The organism is Deinococcus aquaedulcis, from assembly GCF_019693445.1.
GTDB lineage: Bacteria > Deinococcota > Deinococci > Deinococcales > Deinococcaceae > Deinococcus > Deinococcus aquaedulcis.
Genome location: NZ_JAHRBL010000003.1, coordinates 272,885 through 290,458, shown reverse-complemented (window position 1 = coordinate 290,458; position 17,574 = coordinate 272,885). Strand labels below are relative to the sequence as shown.

14 protein-coding genes are annotated in these 17,574 nt (G+C 68.4%); 5 read left to right on the top strand and 9 right to left on the bottom strand.

The genetic code is table 11. The features are described from left to right. Nucleotides 1-43 precede the first annotated feature (43 nt). From KMW22_RS06270 to KMW22_RS06260, 3 genes are all read right to left on the bottom strand, one after another. On the bottom strand, nucleotides 44-562 hold the full coding sequence (locus KMW22_RS06270) for a chromate transporter (RefSeq protein WP_221089166.1): 519 nt from the start codon (nucleotides 560-562) through the stop codon (nucleotides 44-46). Further along, the gene (locus KMW22_RS06265; protein WP_221089165.1) at nucleotides 559-1,152 is read right to left on the bottom strand and encodes a chromate transporter; all 594 of its coding nucleotides are present in this window, start codon (nucleotides 1,150-1,152) and stop codon (nucleotides 559-561) included. Before KMW22_RS06265 ends, KMW22_RS06270 begins: the two co-directional genes overlap by 4 nt. A gap of 251 nt (nucleotides 1,153-1,403) precedes the next feature. Continuing rightward, nucleotides 1,404-1,952 (bottom strand): AAA family ATPase, encoded by a 549-nt coding sequence (locus tag KMW22_RS06260; RefSeq protein ID WP_221089164.1) that lies wholly within the window; start codon nucleotides 1,950-1,952, stop codon nucleotides 1,404-1,406. Nucleotides 1,953-2,105: 153 nt separating this feature from the next. Between KMW22_RS06260 and KMW22_RS06255 the strand changes: the two genes are divergently transcribed. Continuing rightward, nucleotides 2,106-2,486: a hypothetical protein gene (locus KMW22_RS06255; protein ID WP_221089163.1), complete on the top strand. Its 381-nt coding sequence runs from the start codon at nucleotides 2,106-2,108 to the stop codon at nucleotides 2,484-2,486. A gap of 56 nt (nucleotides 2,487-2,542) precedes the next feature. Here KMW22_RS06255 and KMW22_RS06250 read toward each other — a convergent pair whose 3' ends face one another. The 5 genes from KMW22_RS06250 to KMW22_RS06230 all read right to left on the bottom strand — a co-directional run bounded on the left by KMW22_RS06250 (nucleotide 2,543) and on the right by KMW22_RS06230 (nucleotide 9,737). Beyond that, nucleotides 2,543-3,997, bottom strand: a complete 1,455-nt coding sequence (locus KMW22_RS06250; RefSeq protein ID WP_221089162.1) for an alpha-amylase family glycosyl hydrolase — start codon at nucleotides 3,995-3,997, stop codon at nucleotides 2,543-2,545. Between the two features lie 92 nt (nucleotides 3,998-4,089). Beyond that, nucleotides 4,090-6,576, bottom strand: coding sequence for a phosphoenolpyruvate carboxylase (locus KMW22_RS06245; protein ID WP_221089161.1), 2,487 nt, complete (start codon nucleotides 6,574-6,576; stop codon nucleotides 4,090-4,092). A gap of 30 nt (nucleotides 6,577-6,606) precedes the next feature. Next, a complete protein-coding gene (locus tag KMW22_RS06240) occupies nucleotides 6,607-7,395 on the bottom strand; it encodes a TIGR00282 family metallophosphoesterase (protein WP_221089160.1) in 789 nt (262 codons plus the stop codon). Between the two features lie 70 nt (nucleotides 7,396-7,465). Next, nucleotides 7,466-7,900: a hypothetical protein gene (locus KMW22_RS06235; protein WP_221089159.1), complete on the bottom strand. Its 435-nt coding sequence runs from the start codon at nucleotides 7,898-7,900 to the stop codon at nucleotides 7,466-7,468. A gap of 4 nt (nucleotides 7,901-7,904) precedes the next feature. Beyond that, nucleotides 7,905-9,737, bottom strand: a complete 1,833-nt coding sequence (locus KMW22_RS06230; protein WP_221089158.1) for an eCIS core domain-containing protein — start codon at nucleotides 9,735-9,737, stop codon at nucleotides 7,905-7,907. Between the two features lie 128 nt (nucleotides 9,738-9,865). Here KMW22_RS06230 and KMW22_RS06225 point away from each other — a divergent pair, with 128 nt between their 5' ends. The 4 genes from KMW22_RS06225 to KMW22_RS19295 all read left to right on the top strand — a co-directional run bounded on the left by KMW22_RS06225 (nucleotide 9,866) and on the right by KMW22_RS19295 (nucleotide 14,401). Beyond that, nucleotides 9,866-12,421, top strand: coding sequence for a U32 family peptidase (locus KMW22_RS06225; protein WP_235692661.1), 2,556 nt, complete (start codon nucleotides 9,866-9,868; stop codon nucleotides 12,419-12,421). 211 nt (nucleotides 12,422-12,632) lie between these two features. Continuing rightward, complete coding sequence (locus tag KMW22_RS06220; protein WP_221089157.1) at nucleotides 12,633-13,202, top strand: DUF402 domain-containing protein; 570 nt, start codon at nucleotides 12,633-12,635, stop codon at nucleotides 13,200-13,202. 40 nt (nucleotides 13,203-13,242) lie between these two features. Next, on the top strand, nucleotides 13,243-13,644 hold the full coding sequence (locus KMW22_RS06215; protein ID WP_221089156.1) for a hypothetical protein: 402 nt from the start codon (nucleotides 13,243-13,245) through the stop codon (nucleotides 13,642-13,644). A 46-nt stretch (nucleotides 13,645-13,690) separates the two neighbouring features. Next, a complete protein-coding gene (locus KMW22_RS19295) occupies nucleotides 13,691-14,401 on the top strand; it encodes a hypothetical protein (protein WP_235692660.1) in 711 nt (236 codons plus the stop codon). Nucleotides 14,402-14,649: 248 nt separating this feature from the next. Here KMW22_RS19295 and mutS read toward each other — a convergent pair whose 3' ends face one another. Further along, nucleotides 14,650-17,193: a DNA mismatch repair protein MutS gene (mutS, locus tag KMW22_RS06205; RefSeq protein WP_221089155.1), complete on the bottom strand. Its 2,544-nt coding sequence runs from the start codon at nucleotides 17,191-17,193 to the stop codon at nucleotides 14,650-14,652. Between the last annotated feature and the right edge of the window lie 381 nt (nucleotides 17,194-17,574).

Sequence of the window (17,574 nt, the reverse complement as noted above, 5' to 3'; positions counted from 1 at the left end):
TATTCCTGGCCGGTGGGCGAAGAGCGCCGCGTCTGGCCCCACCCTACAGCCCCAGCAGCGCGCCCAGCCCCGCCGCGCCCAGCACCACCACCGCCGCGTTGACCCGCGTGCGCTGCAGCAGCACAAAGGCGGCCACGGCGATCACGGCGGCGGGCCAGCTGTGCAGGCTGCTGCGCCCCAGCACCAGCGCGCCCGCCAGCAGCACCCCAGCGCCAAAAGGCAGCAGCGCGCTGCGCAGGGGCGGCAACCAGCGCCAGCGGCTCAGGCGCTGCCACGCCAGCATGGCCGCCGCGCTCAGCAGGGCGGTGGGGCCATAAAAGCCTGCGGTGGCGGCCAGCGCCCCCCACCAGCCCCCGGCGGCAAAGCCGTAGTGGGTCATGGCCAGCATGTTGGGTCCCGGCATGAGCTGCCCCAGGGCAAAGCCGCCGGCCAGCACCTGCGGGGTAATCCAGCCTTTTTGCTCCACCAGTACCCGTTCAATTTCGGGCAGGTTGGCTCCCCCGAAACTCACGAGCCCCAGCCGGGTAAAGGTGAGCAGGATGTCCCAGGGGTCGGCGCTCATTCGCCGCTCCGGGGCCGGTTCAGCAGCAGGCCGGCCGCGACCACCACCGCCAGCACGGGCAGCAGGTCCAGCTTCAGGGCCGCCAGGGCCAGAAACGTGGCGCCCATCAGGGCCGCGCCGCCCCGGACGCCCAGCGCCACCTGCACCACCGGCACGGCGGCCGTGAGCATCAGCCCCAGCGCCGCGCAGGCCGCGCCCCGCAGCGCGCTCTGAAGGGTGGGCGGCAGGCCCCCCGGCAGCCCCAGCGTGACCACACTGACCGCCAGCATGGCCACCAGCCCCGGCGCCAGAATCCCGGCCACCGCCAGCGCCGCGCCCCGGGGCCCGCACAGGTGCGCGCCGACCATGGCGGCCAGATTCACGGCGTTGGGCCCAGGGATCAGCTGCGCCAGGGTAAAGGCCTCGGCAAAAGCGGCGTCGGTCAGCCAGCCGCGCGCCGCCAGGGCCCGTCGGGTGTGGGCGGGCAGGCCGCCGCCAATGCCCACCAGCGCCACCCCCAGAAACAACTGCAGCAGCCCCAGGGGGGTGGGAGGCCGCTGCGGCTGGGCCGGGTGGTCCGGGGCGGTGGGGGAGAGGGCCGGGGCAGGCATGCCCAGAGCCTAGTCCGGCGGGCCCGCCGCCCAGGCGTGACTGCGGCGGGAACAGCCGGGAACAGAACGAACGAAAGGGGCGAAAGGGTGGCCCAGCGGTGGGGACAGCATGCCGGGCGCTGTGGTTGGTGCAGGCGGGGGGCAGGAGTCATGCCGGTTGGCTGCAGGAGCAGGGCCGTTCATAGACCTGTTCACCCATGCCCGGGGCGAGCGAGGGGCCATGCGGCCCACCAGCCAGGAGTCCCTGTCGCTCAGTCCGTCGGCAGTGCGTCAAGCTGCCGAACCCAGGCCAGCGCCCTGGGCAGCGGGTCACCGGCGGCCGTGTCCAGTTGCAGACAGGGCGCCGGGCCCAGGTCCAGCGGGGTGTGGCACCAGTGGGCGGGCGCCAGGGCGTGCTCAAAAGGCAGGTCTATCCCCGGCCGCGCCCCCGAAGCCACGCGCGCCGCATGCCGTGCCCGCAGCACGTCCAGCGGCGCGGTGCAGAACACCTGGGCCAGCCGGGCGCCGTGGGTCTGCGCCAATCGCAGAAGATGCGCCTCGCTGACGCCCCGGTAGAAATGCGTTTCGAGCACGGTGCTCACGCCCGCCCTCAGCGTCACGCCCGCCACATGCCACATCAGGTCAAAGCTCAGGGGCCCCGAAATGTCCCGGGGCAGGTCTGGCTGCCGGGCCAGCAGCAGGCCCTTGTATTCGTCCTTGGTCACGAAGGGAAGCTGCAGGTCGCGGGCCAGCGCCTCGCCCAGGGTGGATTTTCCGGCAGCCGGAAGCCCGGTCAGCACCAATAGAAGGGGTGGGGTCACCGGCCGAGGCTACGCGCCTGCCCCCAGCGCCGCCATCCATCCAAAGGGCCATCCAGCCCAGGGGTGCGGGCGGCCCCTGAGCCACCTGTCGCACCTGTCTCTGCGCCAGATGCCCCATACCGCGCCCTAATCCCGGCGTGCCATGCTGAGGACATGACCACCGCCACGCCACAGGACGCCCTGAACGCCTTCCTGACCCACTGGCAGGGCGGGCAGTACCGGGAAATGGCCCTGGCCCTGCCCGCGCGGGTGTTTCCCACGGGGCGGCGCAGCATCCGGCAGGTGAAGAAGGTCTATCCGGGGCGACTGGACGACTTCAGCATTCTGGGTGCCCACGACACCGACCCCGCCGCCACGAATGTGGACGTGCAGGTGCTGTGGCGTGAGCGCGGCGGCCTGGAACTGGGGCGCGTGCGCTACCGCATGGTGTACGTGGACGCCCAGGACCGGCCCCTGGCCCGCCACCACCCGGGCGGGCAGTGGAAACCGTTTGCGACCTACACCCTGCCGGTGCCCCGGCCCCTGAAAGCTTAAATCAGACCAAATCAGAGCGGCGCGGAAGGATGACCTCCGCGCCGCTCCCCTGTGGCTTACTCCACCCGGAAGGCCGCCGCATCCTGGGGCGGCAGGCTCAGATGCAGGTAGCCGCCCGAAACGCTGACCCGGGCGTTCTGGCCGGCGAACAGGGAAGAGGCGGCGGGGCGGCCCGCCCAGGCCACGCCCAGGGTGCTCAGTTTCAGGCTGTAGGTCTTGCGCGCCTTGCCGTTGTGCCACGCGGCCAGCACGGTCTGACCGTTCAGTTCGCGGGTAAACAGCAGCAGGTCGCCGCTGACCGTCTCGGGGGTGGGGAGCAGCTTCAGGGCGCCGGCACTCAGGGCGGGGCTGGCCTTGCGCACGGCGATGGCGTCGCGGGTGGCCTCGAACACCGCGCGCTCGCCGGGGGTCCACTGGTCTTCAAAGCGCATATCGCGGCGGTTGTCCGGGTCGGCGGCCCCGCGCATGGCGATTTCGGTGCCCTGCCAGATCACCGGCACACCCCGCAGGGTCATCAGGGCGCGCAGGCCGTACTTGGTGCGCTCCTGGCCGATGTCTTCAAACAGGGTGCCCTGGGCAAAGCGGGGCACGTCGTGGTTGTCCAGGAACAGGGCCACCTCGCCGGGGCGCACCAGCTCGTTCTGGCGCGCCAGCACGCTGCGCACGCCGTCCAGGCTCTGCCCAGCCATGATGCTGCCCTTCATGGCCGCCTGCAGGCTGAAGAGAAACAGGCTGTCAAAGCCCTCTTTCTGCCAGTCGGCCACGGTGCCCGTGTCGGCGTCGAACCATTCGCCCAGGGTCCAGGTGCCCGCCTGCCGGTCGGCGGCCAGCAGCTCGCGCAGGAAGGGGCCTTCCACATGCTTGATCGCGTCGTAGCGGAAGGCCTGCACGCCTTGCTCGCGCCAGAAGTTCGCGTTGCCCAGCAGCAGTTCGCGCACCTGGGGGTCGCTCTGGCGCAGGTCGGGCAGCCCGGCCAGGGGGCAATCCACATCCTTGTTGGTGGTGGCGCTGCACTGCGCTTCGCCGTTGAACCAGCCCGGTCGCGCGCGCACCGCCGCCGCCTCGTAACCGTAGTGGTTGATCACCTGATCAAGCACCACGCGCATCCCGGCCCCCTGCGCGGCCTTCACGAAGGTGCTGAAATCCGCCAGGGTGCCAAAGTGGGGGTCCACGTTACGGAAATCGGCCGGCCAGTAGCCGTGGTAGGCCGCCGTGCCAAAGGAGTTGGTGGTCTGCTGCTGGTAGACGGGGGTGAGCCACACGGCGGTGGCGCCCAGTTGCTGAATGTAGGGCAACTTCTGGGTCAGGCCCGGCAGGTCGCCGCCGTGCCACGCGCGCAGGTCGGCGCGGTTGACCCCCTGGTTGTTGTTCGGGTTGCCGTCGAAAAAACGGTCTGGCATGACCTGATAGATGATCTGCCCCTCAAAGCGGGCCGGGGGCGTGGCCGTCTGCGCGCTGCTCAGGCTGGCCAGGGCCAGGAGCAGCGCGCCCGTCAGGGCAAGGGAGCGCATGGGATTATGGTAGCGGTTCCGAGAACAGAAGAGGGGCGGTGCAGTCAGCAGGCCATGAGGGTTTCGCCCCATCGCTTATGGCCCATAGCCACTCACCCCGTATTCCGCACCCCCGCCGCAATGCCCTGAATGGACAGCAGCAGCGGGCGTTCAAACTCGTCCAGGCCGCCTTCCTTGCTCCGGCTGCGGCGCAGCAGTTCCACCTGAATGCGGTGAATGGGGTCAATGTAGGGATTGCGCAGGCCAATGCTGGCCTTCAGGCGCGGCTCGCCCGCCATCAGTTCGGCGCCCACCACTTCCTGCACCAGGGCCACGGTGCGCACGTAGGCGTCTTTCAGGTGCGCGGCCAGCGGGGAAGGGGAGCTCAGGCGCAGGTACTCGTCAAAAATCAGGGGGTCACTCTTGGCCAGGCTCATCTGGGCGTTGTCCAGCACTGTGCGGAAAAAGGGCCACGCGGCGTACATCTCGCGCGCCGTCTGGGCGCCAATTTCCTGCAGGCCTTCTTGCAGCCCGTACCAGCCGGGCAGGCCCGCGCGGTTCTGCGTCCAGCTCATCACCCAGGGAATGGCGCGCAGGTTGCCCAGGGTGGGCGCGCCCGGGCGGCGCACCGGGCGGCTGGCAATGTTCAGCCGGGCAATCTCGTGGATGGGCGTCACCGCCTCGAAAAAGGGCAGGAAGGCCGGGTCGTCCACCAGGGCGCGGTAAGCCTGGGCGCTGCGCTGCGCGGCCCGCGTCATGGCCTCCAGCCACTCGGGCTTCAGTTCGCCTCCGGGCCGCGCCGCCGACAGCAGCAGGCCGTAGAGCGCCTGTTCGAGGTTGCGCCGCGCCAGGACGGGGTGGCTGTACTTGTCGGCCAGGGCTTCGCCCTGCTCCGTGATGCGCAGACCCGCGTCAATGGTGCCGCCCGGCTGGCCCAGGATGGCCCGGCTGGCCGGCCCGCCCCCGCGCCCAATCGAGGTGCCGCGCCCGTGAAAAAAGCGCCAGCGCACCCCGGCGCGGCGGCACACGTCGCTGATCTGCCGCTGCGCCTCGTGCAGGGCCCAGTTGGCGGCCAGGAACCCGGTGTCCTTGTTGGAATCGCTGTAGCCCAGCATGATTTCCTGCACGTCGCCGCCCAGCACCGCGCGGTATTCCGGCAGCGAGAGCAGTTCCCACACCACCTGCGGCGCCCGGGTCAGGTCGTCCAAGGTTTCAAAGAGCGGCACCGGCAGCACCCGCAGGCCCACCTCGCGCGCCAGTAGCAGCGGCTCGAGCACGTCGCTGACACTCTCGGCCATGCTGATCACGTAGCGGCCAAAGGCCCGGGGCCCCGCCAGCGCCACCGCTTCCCGCACCTCGCGGATGGGGCCAATGGCGGTTTCCAGCGTGCCCGGCAGGGCCTCACCCGCCGGCCACAGCGGGCGGCGCGAGCGCAGTTCGCGGATCAGGAGCTCCTGTTTGGCGTGCTCCGGCAGGGCCAGGTAGTCGGCCTCCACCCCAGCCGCGCGCAGCAACTCGGCCACTGCCGCGCCCGTCTGCGCCGAGTGCTCGCGAATGTCCAGGCTGACCAGGTGCTGCCCGAACACCCGCGCCACCGTCAGCAGCGGGGTGAGCAGGACGTCGGCGCTGCGGCGCTGCCCGGCCGCGCGCAAGCTGGCGTCCAGGGCCGACAGCCGGCCCACGAGGTCCACCGTCTCCCCGGCCTGCACCGCGTCAAACAGGGCCTGCAACTCGTCGCGGTAGGCCTCGGTGCCGTGTTCCTCCTGGCTCAGGTCGGCAAACGCCTGCCGGATCAGCGCCAGCAGCACTTCCTGCGCGCGGTCCCGGTGCAGGGCTAGGGCCTCCCGGGTGGCCTGCGGGGTGACAAAGGGATTGCCGTCGCGGTCCCCACCCATCCACGACGAAAAACTCAGGGGCAGGGTGGCGTCGGTGTCGCGGCCGTAGACCTCGCGGAAGGCCGCGTTCAGGTCGCGCTGCAACCCCGGCAGCGCCTGGGCAATGCTGGCGACATAGTTCAGGCCGCCCTTGACCTCGTCCAGCACCGTGGGTTTGAGGCGCCGCAGTTCCGGGGTGCGCCACAGGGCCTCCACATGGGCGGCGATGCCCTCGGCGGCCGGGCCACCCTCGCCCTCGTCCCCAAGGGCCGGCAGGGCGCGCGCCACCGCTTCCAGGTGCCGGCGCACGGTGCGCCGCCGCATCTCGGTGGGGTGGGCCGTGAAGGTCAGGCCCAGGTCCAGCCGCGCCAGCAGTGCCTCGGTGTCCTCGGCGCTCAGGCCCTGCGCCCTCAGCTCGTGCAGGGCCTGGGCCAGACTCTGGGGCCGTACCCCGCCCGAGGCGCGCAGCACCCGCACCCGCTCGTATTCCTCGGCCAGATTGACCAGCTGGAAATACCACGTGAAAGCCCGGGCGAGGTTGCCCGCCTCCGTGCCCGACAGGCCCGCGATCATCTCCCGCAGTTCGCGGTCGTCGCCCCCAGCGCGCACCTCGCGCACCAGGGCGCGCGTGCGCTCCACCAGCCCAAAAAACGCCTCGCCTTCCTGCTCTTTCAGCACCTGGCCCAGCAGCCGGCCCAGCACCCTCACGTCGTCACGGATCGTCATGCGCTCTCCCCGGGGTGGGGCAGCGCCCACTTACCCCTCTTCGACGTAACGGTACCGTTCGATGCCGGTGGCGCGGCCCCCCTCTATCTGGACAAACACGCCGTTCAGTTCTGCGCCTCCCCCCTCGGCCACCCCGTAGCGGTGGGGGCGCTCGGTCAGAAAGCGCTGAATGGGTCCGTCAATGCCGCTGCCAATGATGCTGTGGTGCGGGCCAGTGAAGCCCGCGTCGGTCTGGTAGGCCGTGCCGCCCTTCAGAATCCGGGTGTCGGCGGTGGGCACATGGGTGTGCGTACCAATCACGGCGGCCACCCGCCCGGCGAGGTGCCAGCCCATCGCCTGCTTTTCGCTGGTGGCTTCGGCGTGAAAGTCCACGAACACCGTGCCCAGGTCGTCGCGCTCCAGCAGTTCGTCCATGGCGCGGAAGGGGTTGGCCATGGCCTCCATGAACACCCGGCCCAGCAGGTTCACCACGGTCAGGCGCTGGGGGCCAGTCGCCGTTTTCACCGTGAAGGTGCGCCAACCCACGCCGGGCGTGCCGGGGTCGCTGTAGTTCAGGGGCCGCACGATGGGATAGGTGCCCTCGTCCTGCATCATCACGTACACGTCTTTGTGGTGCCACGCGTGGTTGCCCAGGGTGATGCAGTGCACGCCCGCCTTCAAGGCTGCGTCGGCGGCCTCGCGGTGCAGGCCAAAGCCCCCGGCGGCATTTTCCATGTTCACAATCACGAAATCGGCCTGACCGCGCAGGGTGGGCAGATGTGCGCCCAGCACCCGCCTTCCCGGCTGGCCAAACACATCCCCAATAAACAGCACGCGCATAGAGGGTAGGGTAGCGCGGGAGGAGGAGCCAGTTCATGCACCGCGCGTGGAAGAACAACAATGGCAACGGCTACGGCGTGATTGTGGCCTGAATTCCTACAAGCTCGTCGTCTCGCAGTAAAAATTCGACGTTTCCCCACTCCAGAACATGATTGATATGAGGGGTTCCATCTTTGAACCACTGAACGAAGCCGTCAGTGCGTGGAAAGATAGCCGAGTATGTAGGTGGCTCTGCGACCTGTAAAAGAGGAAGTCCGCATGATCTCTTTAGGCCCCCAAGGTTTGGGGGTGCGTGCGTGCTTCGCTGCTGAAACTGGGATTCCAGCTCCAGAAACTCTCCTTCGGAACCGGTGCACAGCAACGTAGAACCGCAGAACGTGAGCCGGTGAGCGTAGTACACCGCTTCATCCGGATCGGGGTAGATCCAGAATGAATTCACGGTGGGGTTGATCTCCACCTGATAGGTAAAATCGGCTGCTTCTCTGATGCCAATGACTCTCAACATGGCTTCACCTGAAGTTTGCGGGCCAGACGCCGACAAGTTCTTTGGTGTCTGGATTGACAAAAACCCGCAAGCCTGTTTTGGGGTTGGTGTAGGTCACGCTGGGGAGACCATCGATGACGGCTCGAGATGAAGGTTTTGATCTCAGGGCTTCTATCACCTCGCTGGGATCGATATCTTTGCGCCCTCCTTTTTTAAGGGTATTCAGGAAATGGTCATTTACCTTGAATGCCTGCCCACCCACTGTCAATCCTTTGGTGGCCCAACTCTGGTATGTCGCCATGTTCAATTGGCGTGCTTTGACCAGATGACCATTTTGAATACTCTCGATCAGCTGGGTCCAGGCCGTACGTGCGGTATTAAGGTCTCCAGATTTGGCGGCAGTTTCAAAGGCCCCTGCTCTTTTGCGAATGACTGCTGCCGCGCTTTTTCCTGCATCCCCCAGCTTCTCGAGGTCTTGAAGAGAACCGATGACCTTCCCCAGCGCACTGGAGAGCTCCGCAATCTTCTTGGCTTTCTTGGCTTCGCCAACCCCCGGGATTGCATTCAGCGCAAAGTTGCCCGCCTTATCCCAGAAGCCGGGCGCAGGAAGACCCAGAAGAACTGCGATGGCGTAGTCGATAAAGTTATCGATGCTTCCCGTAACAATAGTTTTTCCTATCCAGACCGCCACGACAGGGAGGGCCCGCTGAATGCTGAGCTTTCTCTGAACGCCGAGGTTTTTCCCTATCACTTTGAGCCGGTGGGATCGGCCGGGACGCGGGTTGATTTTGATGGCCTCTGATGTGTTGGCTAGGTGGCGTCCCATACTGCGGGCCTCGGCTTCCAGGCCCGCATCGGGGTCAATGCCTGGACCGACGCGACCTTGAGCTTGCTGTACCGTATGGGTGACCTCGTGGGCCAGCAGTTCGAGGCCACTCTGCGTGTTCGGATTGAACTTCCCACTCTGGAAAAAGATGTCCGTTCCTGTCGTAAAGGCAATCGAATTGACGCCCTTGGCCAATTTGTCGGCTTCCGTATCGTCGTGAATGCGCACCTTGCTCAGATCGTGGTTGAGGCCCTGCTCGAGGTGCCGCTGAATTGCTTCGGGCAACGGATTGCCGCTGCCTCGTTTCGCCTGAATGCGTTGCAGAACTGGCTGAGTGGCTTCCACGTCCAGTTCTGCCAGTTGGCGCTGCAAGCGTTGACGCTGTTCCCAGCTCGCCTCCTGCTGCGCCTTCGCCTCATAACGCTGCAAGGCCACATCCACGGCGCGCTGCAAGGCCAGCCGTTCGCCTGCGGGCACCATTCCCAGCACCACCCGGCTCACTGGGGCGCTGATTTCATGGCGTTGCAGCGTGGCCAGGTGTTCGCCATACGTGTCATACCGCGCTTGGACTGGGCCTCGATCAGACCGAAAGCCCTGAGCCAAGGTGTGCGCTACCTGCCGTTGCAGGGCCGTGAACTGGGCATATTGGCGCGTATCCAGAGCTTGGCCCTCGACCTGCTCGGCCTGGTGGCGCATCACCGTCACCCACTCAGCAGGGCTTTGCGGCTTGGTGGGGATAAGCTCGGCTTTGCGTTGAACAGGAGCGCCCTCTCCCAATGGGAACGAACGCAGCTGTTCTACGACTGCTCGCCGCTGCACCTGTACCCGGGCCACCTCGGCCTGCTCCAAACTGGCCGCCCGCAACACCGGGGCGACCGCCTGCCGCTGAAACGTCAGTGGCCGTGTGGTGTGTCGCTGCACCGCCTGTTGAGCCAGCCGAAGGGGACTGGGCGGCTCCTGTTCTGGCGCTGGAGAAGTTGAAGGGCGGGGTTCTTGCTGCTGCTCCCGCTTCTTGAAGATGGGCGCGCTCACGTCCCGCAGCGTACTTCACAGTTGCACGCTGGGTCAGCGCACATGCCGCAGGGCCCCCAACCTTCTTTCCCTTCCCCTGCACCCTGCGTCACCCTTTGCCGAATCTTCATTCGGTACACTGACCCGTTATGCCGCGTGCCCGCACCAAGCCCGAAGTCATGAGCCCCGTGGGGGGACAGGCGCAGCTGCGCGCCGCTGTAGAGGCCGGCGCCGACGCCGTGTTTTTTGGGGTGAACCCCGCCCGGGGCGAGGGCCGCGCCGATGGGGCCGGCTTTCACGCCCGCGCCAAGGTGGGCTTTGACCTTGAAGCGCTGCCCGAGATCATGCGTGGCCTGCACGCACGCGGCGTGATGGGCTTTGTCACCTTCAACGTGCTCGTCTTTGACCGCGAGTTGCGGCAGGCCGAGCGCCAGCTGATTGCCCTGGCCGAGGCCGGGGTGGACGCCCTGATCGTGCAGGACCACGGCGTGGCGCGGCTGGCGCACGAAATTTGCCCGGACCTGCCCATTCACGGCTCCACGCAGATGAGCATCACCTCCGCCGAAGGCGCCGAACTGGCGCGGCGCTTTGGGGCCAGCCGCGTGGTGCTGGGCCGCGAGCTGAGCTTGCGCGACATTGAGCGCATCGCCAGGTCCACCGACGTGGAGCTGGAAACCTTCGTGCACGGCGCGCTGTGCGTGAGCTACAGCGGCCAGTGCTTTTCCAGCGAGGCCTGGGGCGGGCGTAGCGCCAACCGGGGTCAGTGTGCCCAGGCCTGCCGCTTGCCGTACGACCTGCTGGTGGACGGCCTGGAGCGGGATCTGGGCGACGCCCGCTACCTGCTGTCGCCCGGCGACCTCTACGCGCTGCACCAGGTGCCGGAACTGGTGCGTATTGGCGTGGACTGCCTGAAGATCGAGGGGCGGTACAAGGACGCCGAGTTCGTGGCCCTTACCACTGCCGCCTACCGCAAGGCCGTGGATGAGGCCTGGGCGGGCCTGCCTCTCAGCGTGACCCCGCAGGAGGAGCGCGATCTGGAGCAGGTGTACTCCCGGGGCCTGGGGCCACACTTCATGGCGGGCACCAACCACCAGACCGTGGTGCGGGGCCGCGCCCCCCGCCACCGGGGCGTGCGCGTGGGGACCGTGCGGGGCGTGACCGAACGTGGCGTGCTGGTCGAGCTGACCGAAACGGTAAAGCCCGGCGACGGCCTCGTGTTCGACCCTGCCAACTGGCGCACCCCCGAAGGCCGCGAGGAAGGAGGCTTCGTGTATCAGGTGAACCCGGTGGAGGGACACAGAAGCCAGAACCGCCACACCATCCACGAACTCCGCTTCGGGCGCGGCGCGGTGGACCCCGCCCGCGTGCGCGAAGGCGACCCGGTGTGGCGCACCCAGGACCCCACGCTGGCGGCGCGGGTGCGGCCCCTGGTGGACGCCGCCGATCCGGTGCACACCCGGCCCGTGGACGCCCAGTTTGTGGGCCATGTGGGCGAGGTGCCTGCCCTGACCCTGACCGATGAGGCGGGGCGCACGGTGACCGTCACCCTGCCCGAACCGCTGTCCCCGGCCCGCAACCGCGCGCTGGATGAGGCGGCCCTGCGCGAGCAGCTGGGTAAGCTGGGCGGCACGCCCTACCACCTGCGCACGCTGACGGTGGACCTGCAGGGGGCGGGCTTTCTGCCCGTCAGTGCCCTGAACAGTCTGCGCCGCGAGGCTGCCGCCGCCCTGACCGCCCTGCGCGAGCAGGGACCAGCGCGGGCCACCGCCCCCCGGCTAGACGACACCCTGCGCCGCCTGGGCCAGCCGGCGGTGGCGGCGCCCGGGGCCACGCACCTGCACGTGCTGGTGCGCACGCCCGAACAGCTGGACGCCGCCCTGGAGGCCCGCCCGGATTCCATCACCCTCGATTACCTGGAACTCTACGGCCTGAAACCCAGCGTGGAACGCGTGAAGGCTGCCGGGATACCGGTGCGGGTGGCCAGCCCACGCATCCTGAAGCCCACCGAGCAGAACCTGCAGAAATTCCTGTTGTCACTGGACGCGGGCATTCTGGTGCGGTCGGGAGGGCTGCTCGAGGGCCTGCAGGGCCAGAGCGGCGGCGCCGAACTGACTGGTGACTTCAGCCTGAACGCCGCCAACGTGCTCACCACCCGCGCCCTGCTGGACCTGGGCCTGACCCGCCTGACCCCCACCTACGACCTGAACGCGCAGCAGATCACCGAACTGGCCGCGCTGGTGGGCGGCGCGGCGCTGGAGCCGGTGGCCTACGGGCACCTGCCGGTCTTTCACACCGAGCACTGCGTGTTCTGCCGCTTCCTCAGCGACGGCACTGACTACACGAACTGCGGCCACCCCTGCGAGTCCCACCGCGTGGCCCTGCGCGACGAACGGGGGCGCGTGCACCCCGTCATGGCCGATGTGGGCTGCCGCAACACCGTCTTTGAAGGCCGCCCGCAGGTGGCCGCCGCGCACCTGGGCGCGTGGCAGGCGGCGGGCATCCGCGACCTGCGCCTGGAATTCGTGCACGAAACGCCCGAGCAGGTCCGCGAGGTCATTGCCGCCCACCGCGCCTTCCTGCGCGGCGAGCTGAGCGCGGCCCAGTTGGAGACGGCCTTAGATGCCCAGACCGACCAGGGCGTCACCGAAGGCAGCCTGTTTGTGCCGCATGACTTTGGTCTGCTGGACGCGCTGCCAGTGGTGTAGGGGCCGTAGGCTCTGGGCCATGAGCCATGGGCACAAAGGCGACGGGTGCTCATGGCCCATGGCTCAAAGCCCAGGGCCTTTTCTAAAGCAACGCTCAAGGCCATCTCAGAGTCGCTTGGTCCTGATCTGACCTGCCAGTCAGCTTCGGCGGCCTCACGGGGCTGGGGGCGGGGCTCATCTGACCCGGCGGCTGGGCCCGGTACGCTGGAGCATGGTGACCCTGGCGCCCCCGGTAGCCCATCCCGTCAAGGTGGAGCGGCACGACGTGCCCGTCCTGCGCCACCACACGAATACCGGCGTGCGCGCGGTGCAGACTTACCGTGAGACGGCGGGGGGCCTGTATGTCTCGCGGCCCTTTGTGGGCCATCCCCGGGTGCGCCACTGGCAGGCGCACCTGCTGCCGGCGCTGAATCTGGTGGTCTGCCGCTACGATTTTCATGGCGAGCGCGAACATGATTACCACCTGGATGTGGCCGACATCTGGCGGGAGGGGGCGGTGTGGGTGGTGCGCGACCTGTACCTGGACCTGCTGGTCCACGACGGGTTGATGGCCGAGATCGTGGATACCGATGAGCTGCTGGCCGCCCGCGCCGCTGGCTACCTGACGGAACCCGACATGCACCGCGCCGTGGCGATGGCCCATAGCGCCCTGTCCGGGCTGGCGCGCGCCCGCTACGACCTGCAGGCGTGGCTGGCGGCGCAGGGCGTGCGGCTGTACTGGGAGGCTGGCCCGGGTGCCCGGCACGCCGAGGTGGCCGAGGAGGGAGGTGGAAGAGGCTAGGGCGTGTGCTCACGGTGGGAGTGCATGGCAGCATGGTCACGTGATCAGGCTTGATGCCAAGCACTACCACACCCTGACGTTTTCTCCCGATGAGCCTGTTTTGGCGATGATATTGGATCAGGACGCTCGCCGCTTTGTCGTGGGTGTAACCGCTGCCTTTGCTGGCCCAGACGTGATGCTTGAAGGCGTACGTCTTGAACTCTCTACATGGTCGACACTTCGTCTTCAGGAGCATGTGCAGGACCGTGGCTGTGTCACCGTTGAATACCTCCATGACGAGCTGGCAGAGATCTGCGATTTTGAGATGCACGATGGGGAGATCCGCGTGTCAGGCTTTCTGAGGCAGGCTCATGGGTACGTCGATTTGATACTCCAGAACCCGAAAATGGCAGTGGAATACGTAGCCCAACGGGAAGTGCGGAGCCGTGAGCACAAGCCCTAGGCCAGGGTGCGCAGGAAGGGTCCGGGGTGACCTGCTAGCCTCCGGCATGACGACCGCCGCGCAAGCCCGCCTGGAAGCTGCCCTCCCTGCGGTGCTGGCCCGGCTTCAGGCCACCCCGGGCGCCTACGCTGCGCTGTGGTGCGGCAGCGCAGCCCGGGGCGAGGCGAACGCCCACAGCGACCTGGACTTTCACGTGCTGGTGGACGGCGACGAGCGCTGGCGCGGGAACTGGCTGGTGGACGGTGTGCCTGTGGAGGTGTTTCACAACCCGGCGCGCAAGGTCCGCGCCATGTTTGCGGCCGGCGACGCCGCCACCATCGCCATGTACGCCGAGGGCCGCCCCGTCTGGCCCCACCCCGACCTAGACGCCCTGATGGCCGAGGCCCGCGCCCTGTATGCGGTTGGCCCGGCGCCCCGGCCCCTTAGCGAGCAGGCACGCTTCGGGCTGATTGACGCGGTGGTGGACGCCCGCGCCCTGGCCGAGACCGATGACCCCATGCACGTCCTGATGGCCGGCCTGTGCGTGCATGGGCTCCTGCCCGCTCTGTTCCGTGCCCGGGGCTGGTGGGAGGTCAAGCCGCAGCGCTGGCTGACCGAGCTTGAGCAGCGCGAGCCCAGCGCCGCACGAGACCTCCAGGCCGTGCTGGCGGGCACCAACGCCGAGGCCCGGCAGGCCGCCCTAGAAGCCCTGGCCATGCGTGTGACGGGCGACCTGACCTACCGGGAAAGTGCCAGCGCGCGCCAGCTGGTGGAATAGGGCAGCCTAAGGTCGAGCAGTCAAGGTCGAGCAGGCGAGGTGTCGAGAAGGCTGATCAGGATTCCGGTTCATCAGCTCTTCCACGACGGATAAACCCGACCGGAGGGCCTCGTCGAGCGGCGCAGCAGAGAAGGAAAAATGGTGACGGAGAGGCGTGAAAGACCGAAGCGTAGGGGCGGTCACGAATCATCAGGAAGTCGTCTGAAGTGCTCGACCTCTCGACCCGTCGACTCCTCGACGCTTTTCCCTTACCCCCCGCCCACCGCTTCCACGCCCCGCGCCTCCCGCTGCCAGCGATGCAGCAGTTCCAGGGCCTGCAGGGGCGTCAGGCGGCCCAAGTCCAGGGCGGCCAGTTCGCGGATCAGGCGCCGGTCGTCGCCCTGGGTGCTCAGGGCGGCCAGCAGCTTGGCGGCGCGGGCCGTCACGGGGCCGGGCAGGCCGGCGAGGCGGGCCACCTCCACGCCGTAGCTCTGCCGGGCGGCGCCGGGCACCACCTGGTGGTAAAAGGTCAGGCCCCCACTCCCCGCCGCGTCTTCCTCGGCGGCCACGTGCAGGTTGCGCAGGCCGGGCAACTCGCCTTCCAGCCGGGTCAACTCGAAATAGTGGGTGGCAAACAGCGTGTGCGCCCCCGCTCCATGCAGGTGTTCCAGCGCCGCCTGGGCAATGGCCAGGCCGTCTAAGGTGCTGGTGCCGCGCCCGATTTCATCCAGAATCACCAGGCTCTGTCCGGTGGCGCCGTGCAGGATGGCGGCCAGTTCGCTCATCTCGACCATGAACGTAGAGCGGCCCCCCGCCAGATCGTCGCTGGCACCAATGCGGGTGTGAATGGCGTCATAGACCGGCAGGGCCGCCGCGTCGGCGGGCACGAACGAGCCGATCTGGTGCAGCAGCGCGCACAGGGCCGCCGTGCGCAGGTAGGTGCTTTTGCCCGCCATGTTGGGGCCGGTCAGCAGCACCAGCCGCCCGCTGTCGTCCAATGTCACGTCGTTGGGCACGAAACGCCCGCCCAGGCTGCGCTCCACCACCGGGTGCCGCGCCTGGGTCAGCCGCAACTCGCCGTCTGTGGTCTCGGGGCGAATCCAGCCGGCTTCGGCCGCCACTTCCGCCAGCGCCGAGAGCACGTCCAGCTCGCTCAGGGCCCCCGCCGCTTCGGAGAGGGCCTCGGCGTGGGCCGCTAAGCTGGCGCGCAACTCGGTGAAGACCTCCAGTTCCAGGCGGCTGGCCGCCGCTTCCAGGCGGGCAATCTCGCGTTCGCGCTCGCGCAGGTCGGGGCGGGTGAAGCGGGCGCGGTCTTTCAGGGTGGCAATCTGGCGGTAATCGGCGGGCACCTTGCTCAGGTGCGGCCCGGTCACTTCCAGGTAATAGCCGAAGACCCCCGTAAACCCCACTTTGAGGTTGCCAATGCCGGTGCGCAGGCGCTCGCTGGCTTCCAGTTCGGCCAGCCACGCGCGGTGGCCCAGGGCCTCGGCGCGCAGGGTGTCCAGTTCGGCGTGAAAGCCGTCGCGGATGAGGCCCCCCTCGCCCAGCCGCAGCGGCGGCTCGTCCACCAACGCGGCGCGAATGCGGGTGACCACATCCGGCAGGGCGCCCAGGCGCTCGCGCACGCCGGCCAGCAGCCCGCTCTGGCCAGCGAGCAGGGTGGCCGCTTCGGGCAGCAGGTCCAGAGTGCGCGCCAGGGCCGCCACCTCGCGCGGGGCGGCGCGGCGGGTGGCCACCCGGGCGGCCAGCCGCTCCAGATCGTGGGCGCGGTACAGCAGGGCGCGCACGGCGCCGCGCAGGTCTGGCGCGCGGGTCAGGGCTTCGACGCTGTCCAGGCGGGCGCGGATGCTCAGATTGTCCAGCAGCGGCGCGCGCAGCCACGCGCGCAGGCGCCGCCGCCCACCCGCCGTGCGCGTCTGGCACAGCACGTCCGTCAGGGTGCGGCCCTGGGGCACGTGTGCCTGAAACAGCTCCAGGGCGCGCACGGCGGCGTCCGACAGGCGCATGTGGGCGCCGGGCTCAAAGCGCACCACCCGCCGCACCATGTCCAGCTGCCCCTGCTGGGTCACGCGGGCATAGCCCAGCACCGCCCCGCAGGCGCGCACCAGCGCCGCCGAGCTCAGGCTGCCGGGCACCTCGCCCAGCGTCAGGGTCAGCTCCTCGCGGCCCCGCGCCTCGTCAAAGGTGGCGGGCGAGAGCATCACCGGAAAGCGCTGCTGAAAGTCCGAGAGCAGCGCGGCGTTCCCGGATAGTTCCGGCGCCAGCAGCACCTCGCGGGCGCGGCAGCGCGAGAGTTCGTCGTACAGCGCCAGGCGGGTGTGAAAGGCCGCGCAGCGAAATTCCCCGGTAGAGACGTCCAGCAGCGCCAGCGCGTAGCCGTCGCCCGTCGCCACCGCCGCCAGATAGTTCTCGTCGGCGCTGAGGTGCCGCTCCTCGGTGACGGTGCCGGGGGTGAGCAGTTGCGTGACCTTGCGTTCCATGAGCCCCGAGCCGGGCTCTTCAAACTGGTCGGCCACCGCCACGCACACCCCGGCCGAGAGCAGACGCTCCACATGGCTGTCCAGCGCTCGCAGCGGAATGCCCGCCATCGGTGTGGAGAAATCCTTGCTGCTCTTGTGCGTCAGCGCGAGGCCCAGCAGCCGGGCGGCGCGCTCGGCATCCTCACCGAAGGTCTCGTAAAAGTCCCCCACCTGAAACAGCAGCAGGGCGTGGGGCAGCTGCGCGGCCACCTCGTCGCGCATCCGCACGTATTGCTCCAGCATGGGCGGCAGCGCCCCCGAGCCGGTTCCCTTGAGGACGTTCTGTGCCCGCATTGGGGGCAGGATAGCGCCGCGTGGGTACGCAGAAAGGACTCTGGCGACGATTGGCTGCGCAGGGCCAGGGGCTCTGACCGGGAAAGGGTTCAACCCCGACCATGACAACAGCAACAGCCCCGCTGAGGGCGAACGCCTCAGCGGGGCCGGAAGTTGCAGGGGGTCTTTATTCGTCGCAGCCCAGGGCGCGCAGCAATTCCAGCTCCGTGATGGCCCGGGGACGGGCGGCCGGAACGGGGCGGGGAAGACGACGGGCGAACAGACGGCGCAGCAGTGCAGTCATGACCAAACTCTCCTGAAGCTGATGTTCCCCTGATTGTACATGAAGAAAACTTTATGTAAATGTGAACTGACCTGCTGTCTGACAGCCTGAGACCTCAG

Excerpts from the sequence above, each read along its gene's own strand:
- KMW22_RS06270 (WP_221089166.1), bottom strand. The coding sequence starts at position 562 with ATGAGCGCCGACCCCTGGGACATCCTGCTCACCTTTACCCGGCTGGGG.
- KMW22_RS06265 (WP_221089165.1), bottom strand. The coding sequence starts at position 1,152 with ATGCCTGCCCCGGCCCTCTCCCCCACCGCCCCGGACCACCCGGCCCAG.
- KMW22_RS06255 (WP_221089163.1), top strand. The coding sequence starts at position 2,106 with ATGACCACCGCCACGCCACAGGACGCCCTGAACGCCTTCCTGACCCAC.
- KMW22_RS06250 (WP_221089162.1), bottom strand. The coding sequence starts at position 3,997 with ATGCGCTCCCTTGCCCTGACGGGCGCGCTGCTCCTGGCCCTGGCCAGC.
- KMW22_RS06245 (WP_221089161.1), bottom strand. The coding sequence starts at position 6,576 with ATGACGATCCGTGACGACGTGAGGGTGCTGGGCCGGCTGCTGGGCCAG.
- KMW22_RS06240 (WP_221089160.1), bottom strand. The coding sequence starts at position 7,395 with ATGCGCGTGCTGTTTATTGGGGATGTGTTTGGCCAGCCGGGAAGGCGG.
- KMW22_RS06235 (WP_221089159.1), bottom strand. The coding sequence starts at position 7,900 with ATGTTGAGAGTCATTGGCATCAGAGAAGCAGCCGATTTTACCTATCAG.
- KMW22_RS06225 (WP_235692661.1), top strand. The coding sequence starts at position 9,866 with ATGCCGCGTGCCCGCACCAAGCCCGAAGTCATGAGCCCCGTGGGGGGA.
- KMW22_RS06220 (WP_221089157.1), top strand. The coding sequence starts at position 12,633 with ATGGTGACCCTGGCGCCCCCGGTAGCCCATCCCGTCAAGGTGGAGCGG.
- KMW22_RS19295 (WP_235692660.1), top strand. The coding sequence starts at position 13,691 with ATGACGACCGCCGCGCAAGCCCGCCTGGAAGCTGCCCTCCCTGCGGTG.
- mutS (WP_221089155.1), bottom strand. The coding sequence starts at position 17,193 with ATGCGGGCACAGAACGTCCTCAAGGGAACCGGCTCGGGGGCGCTGCCG.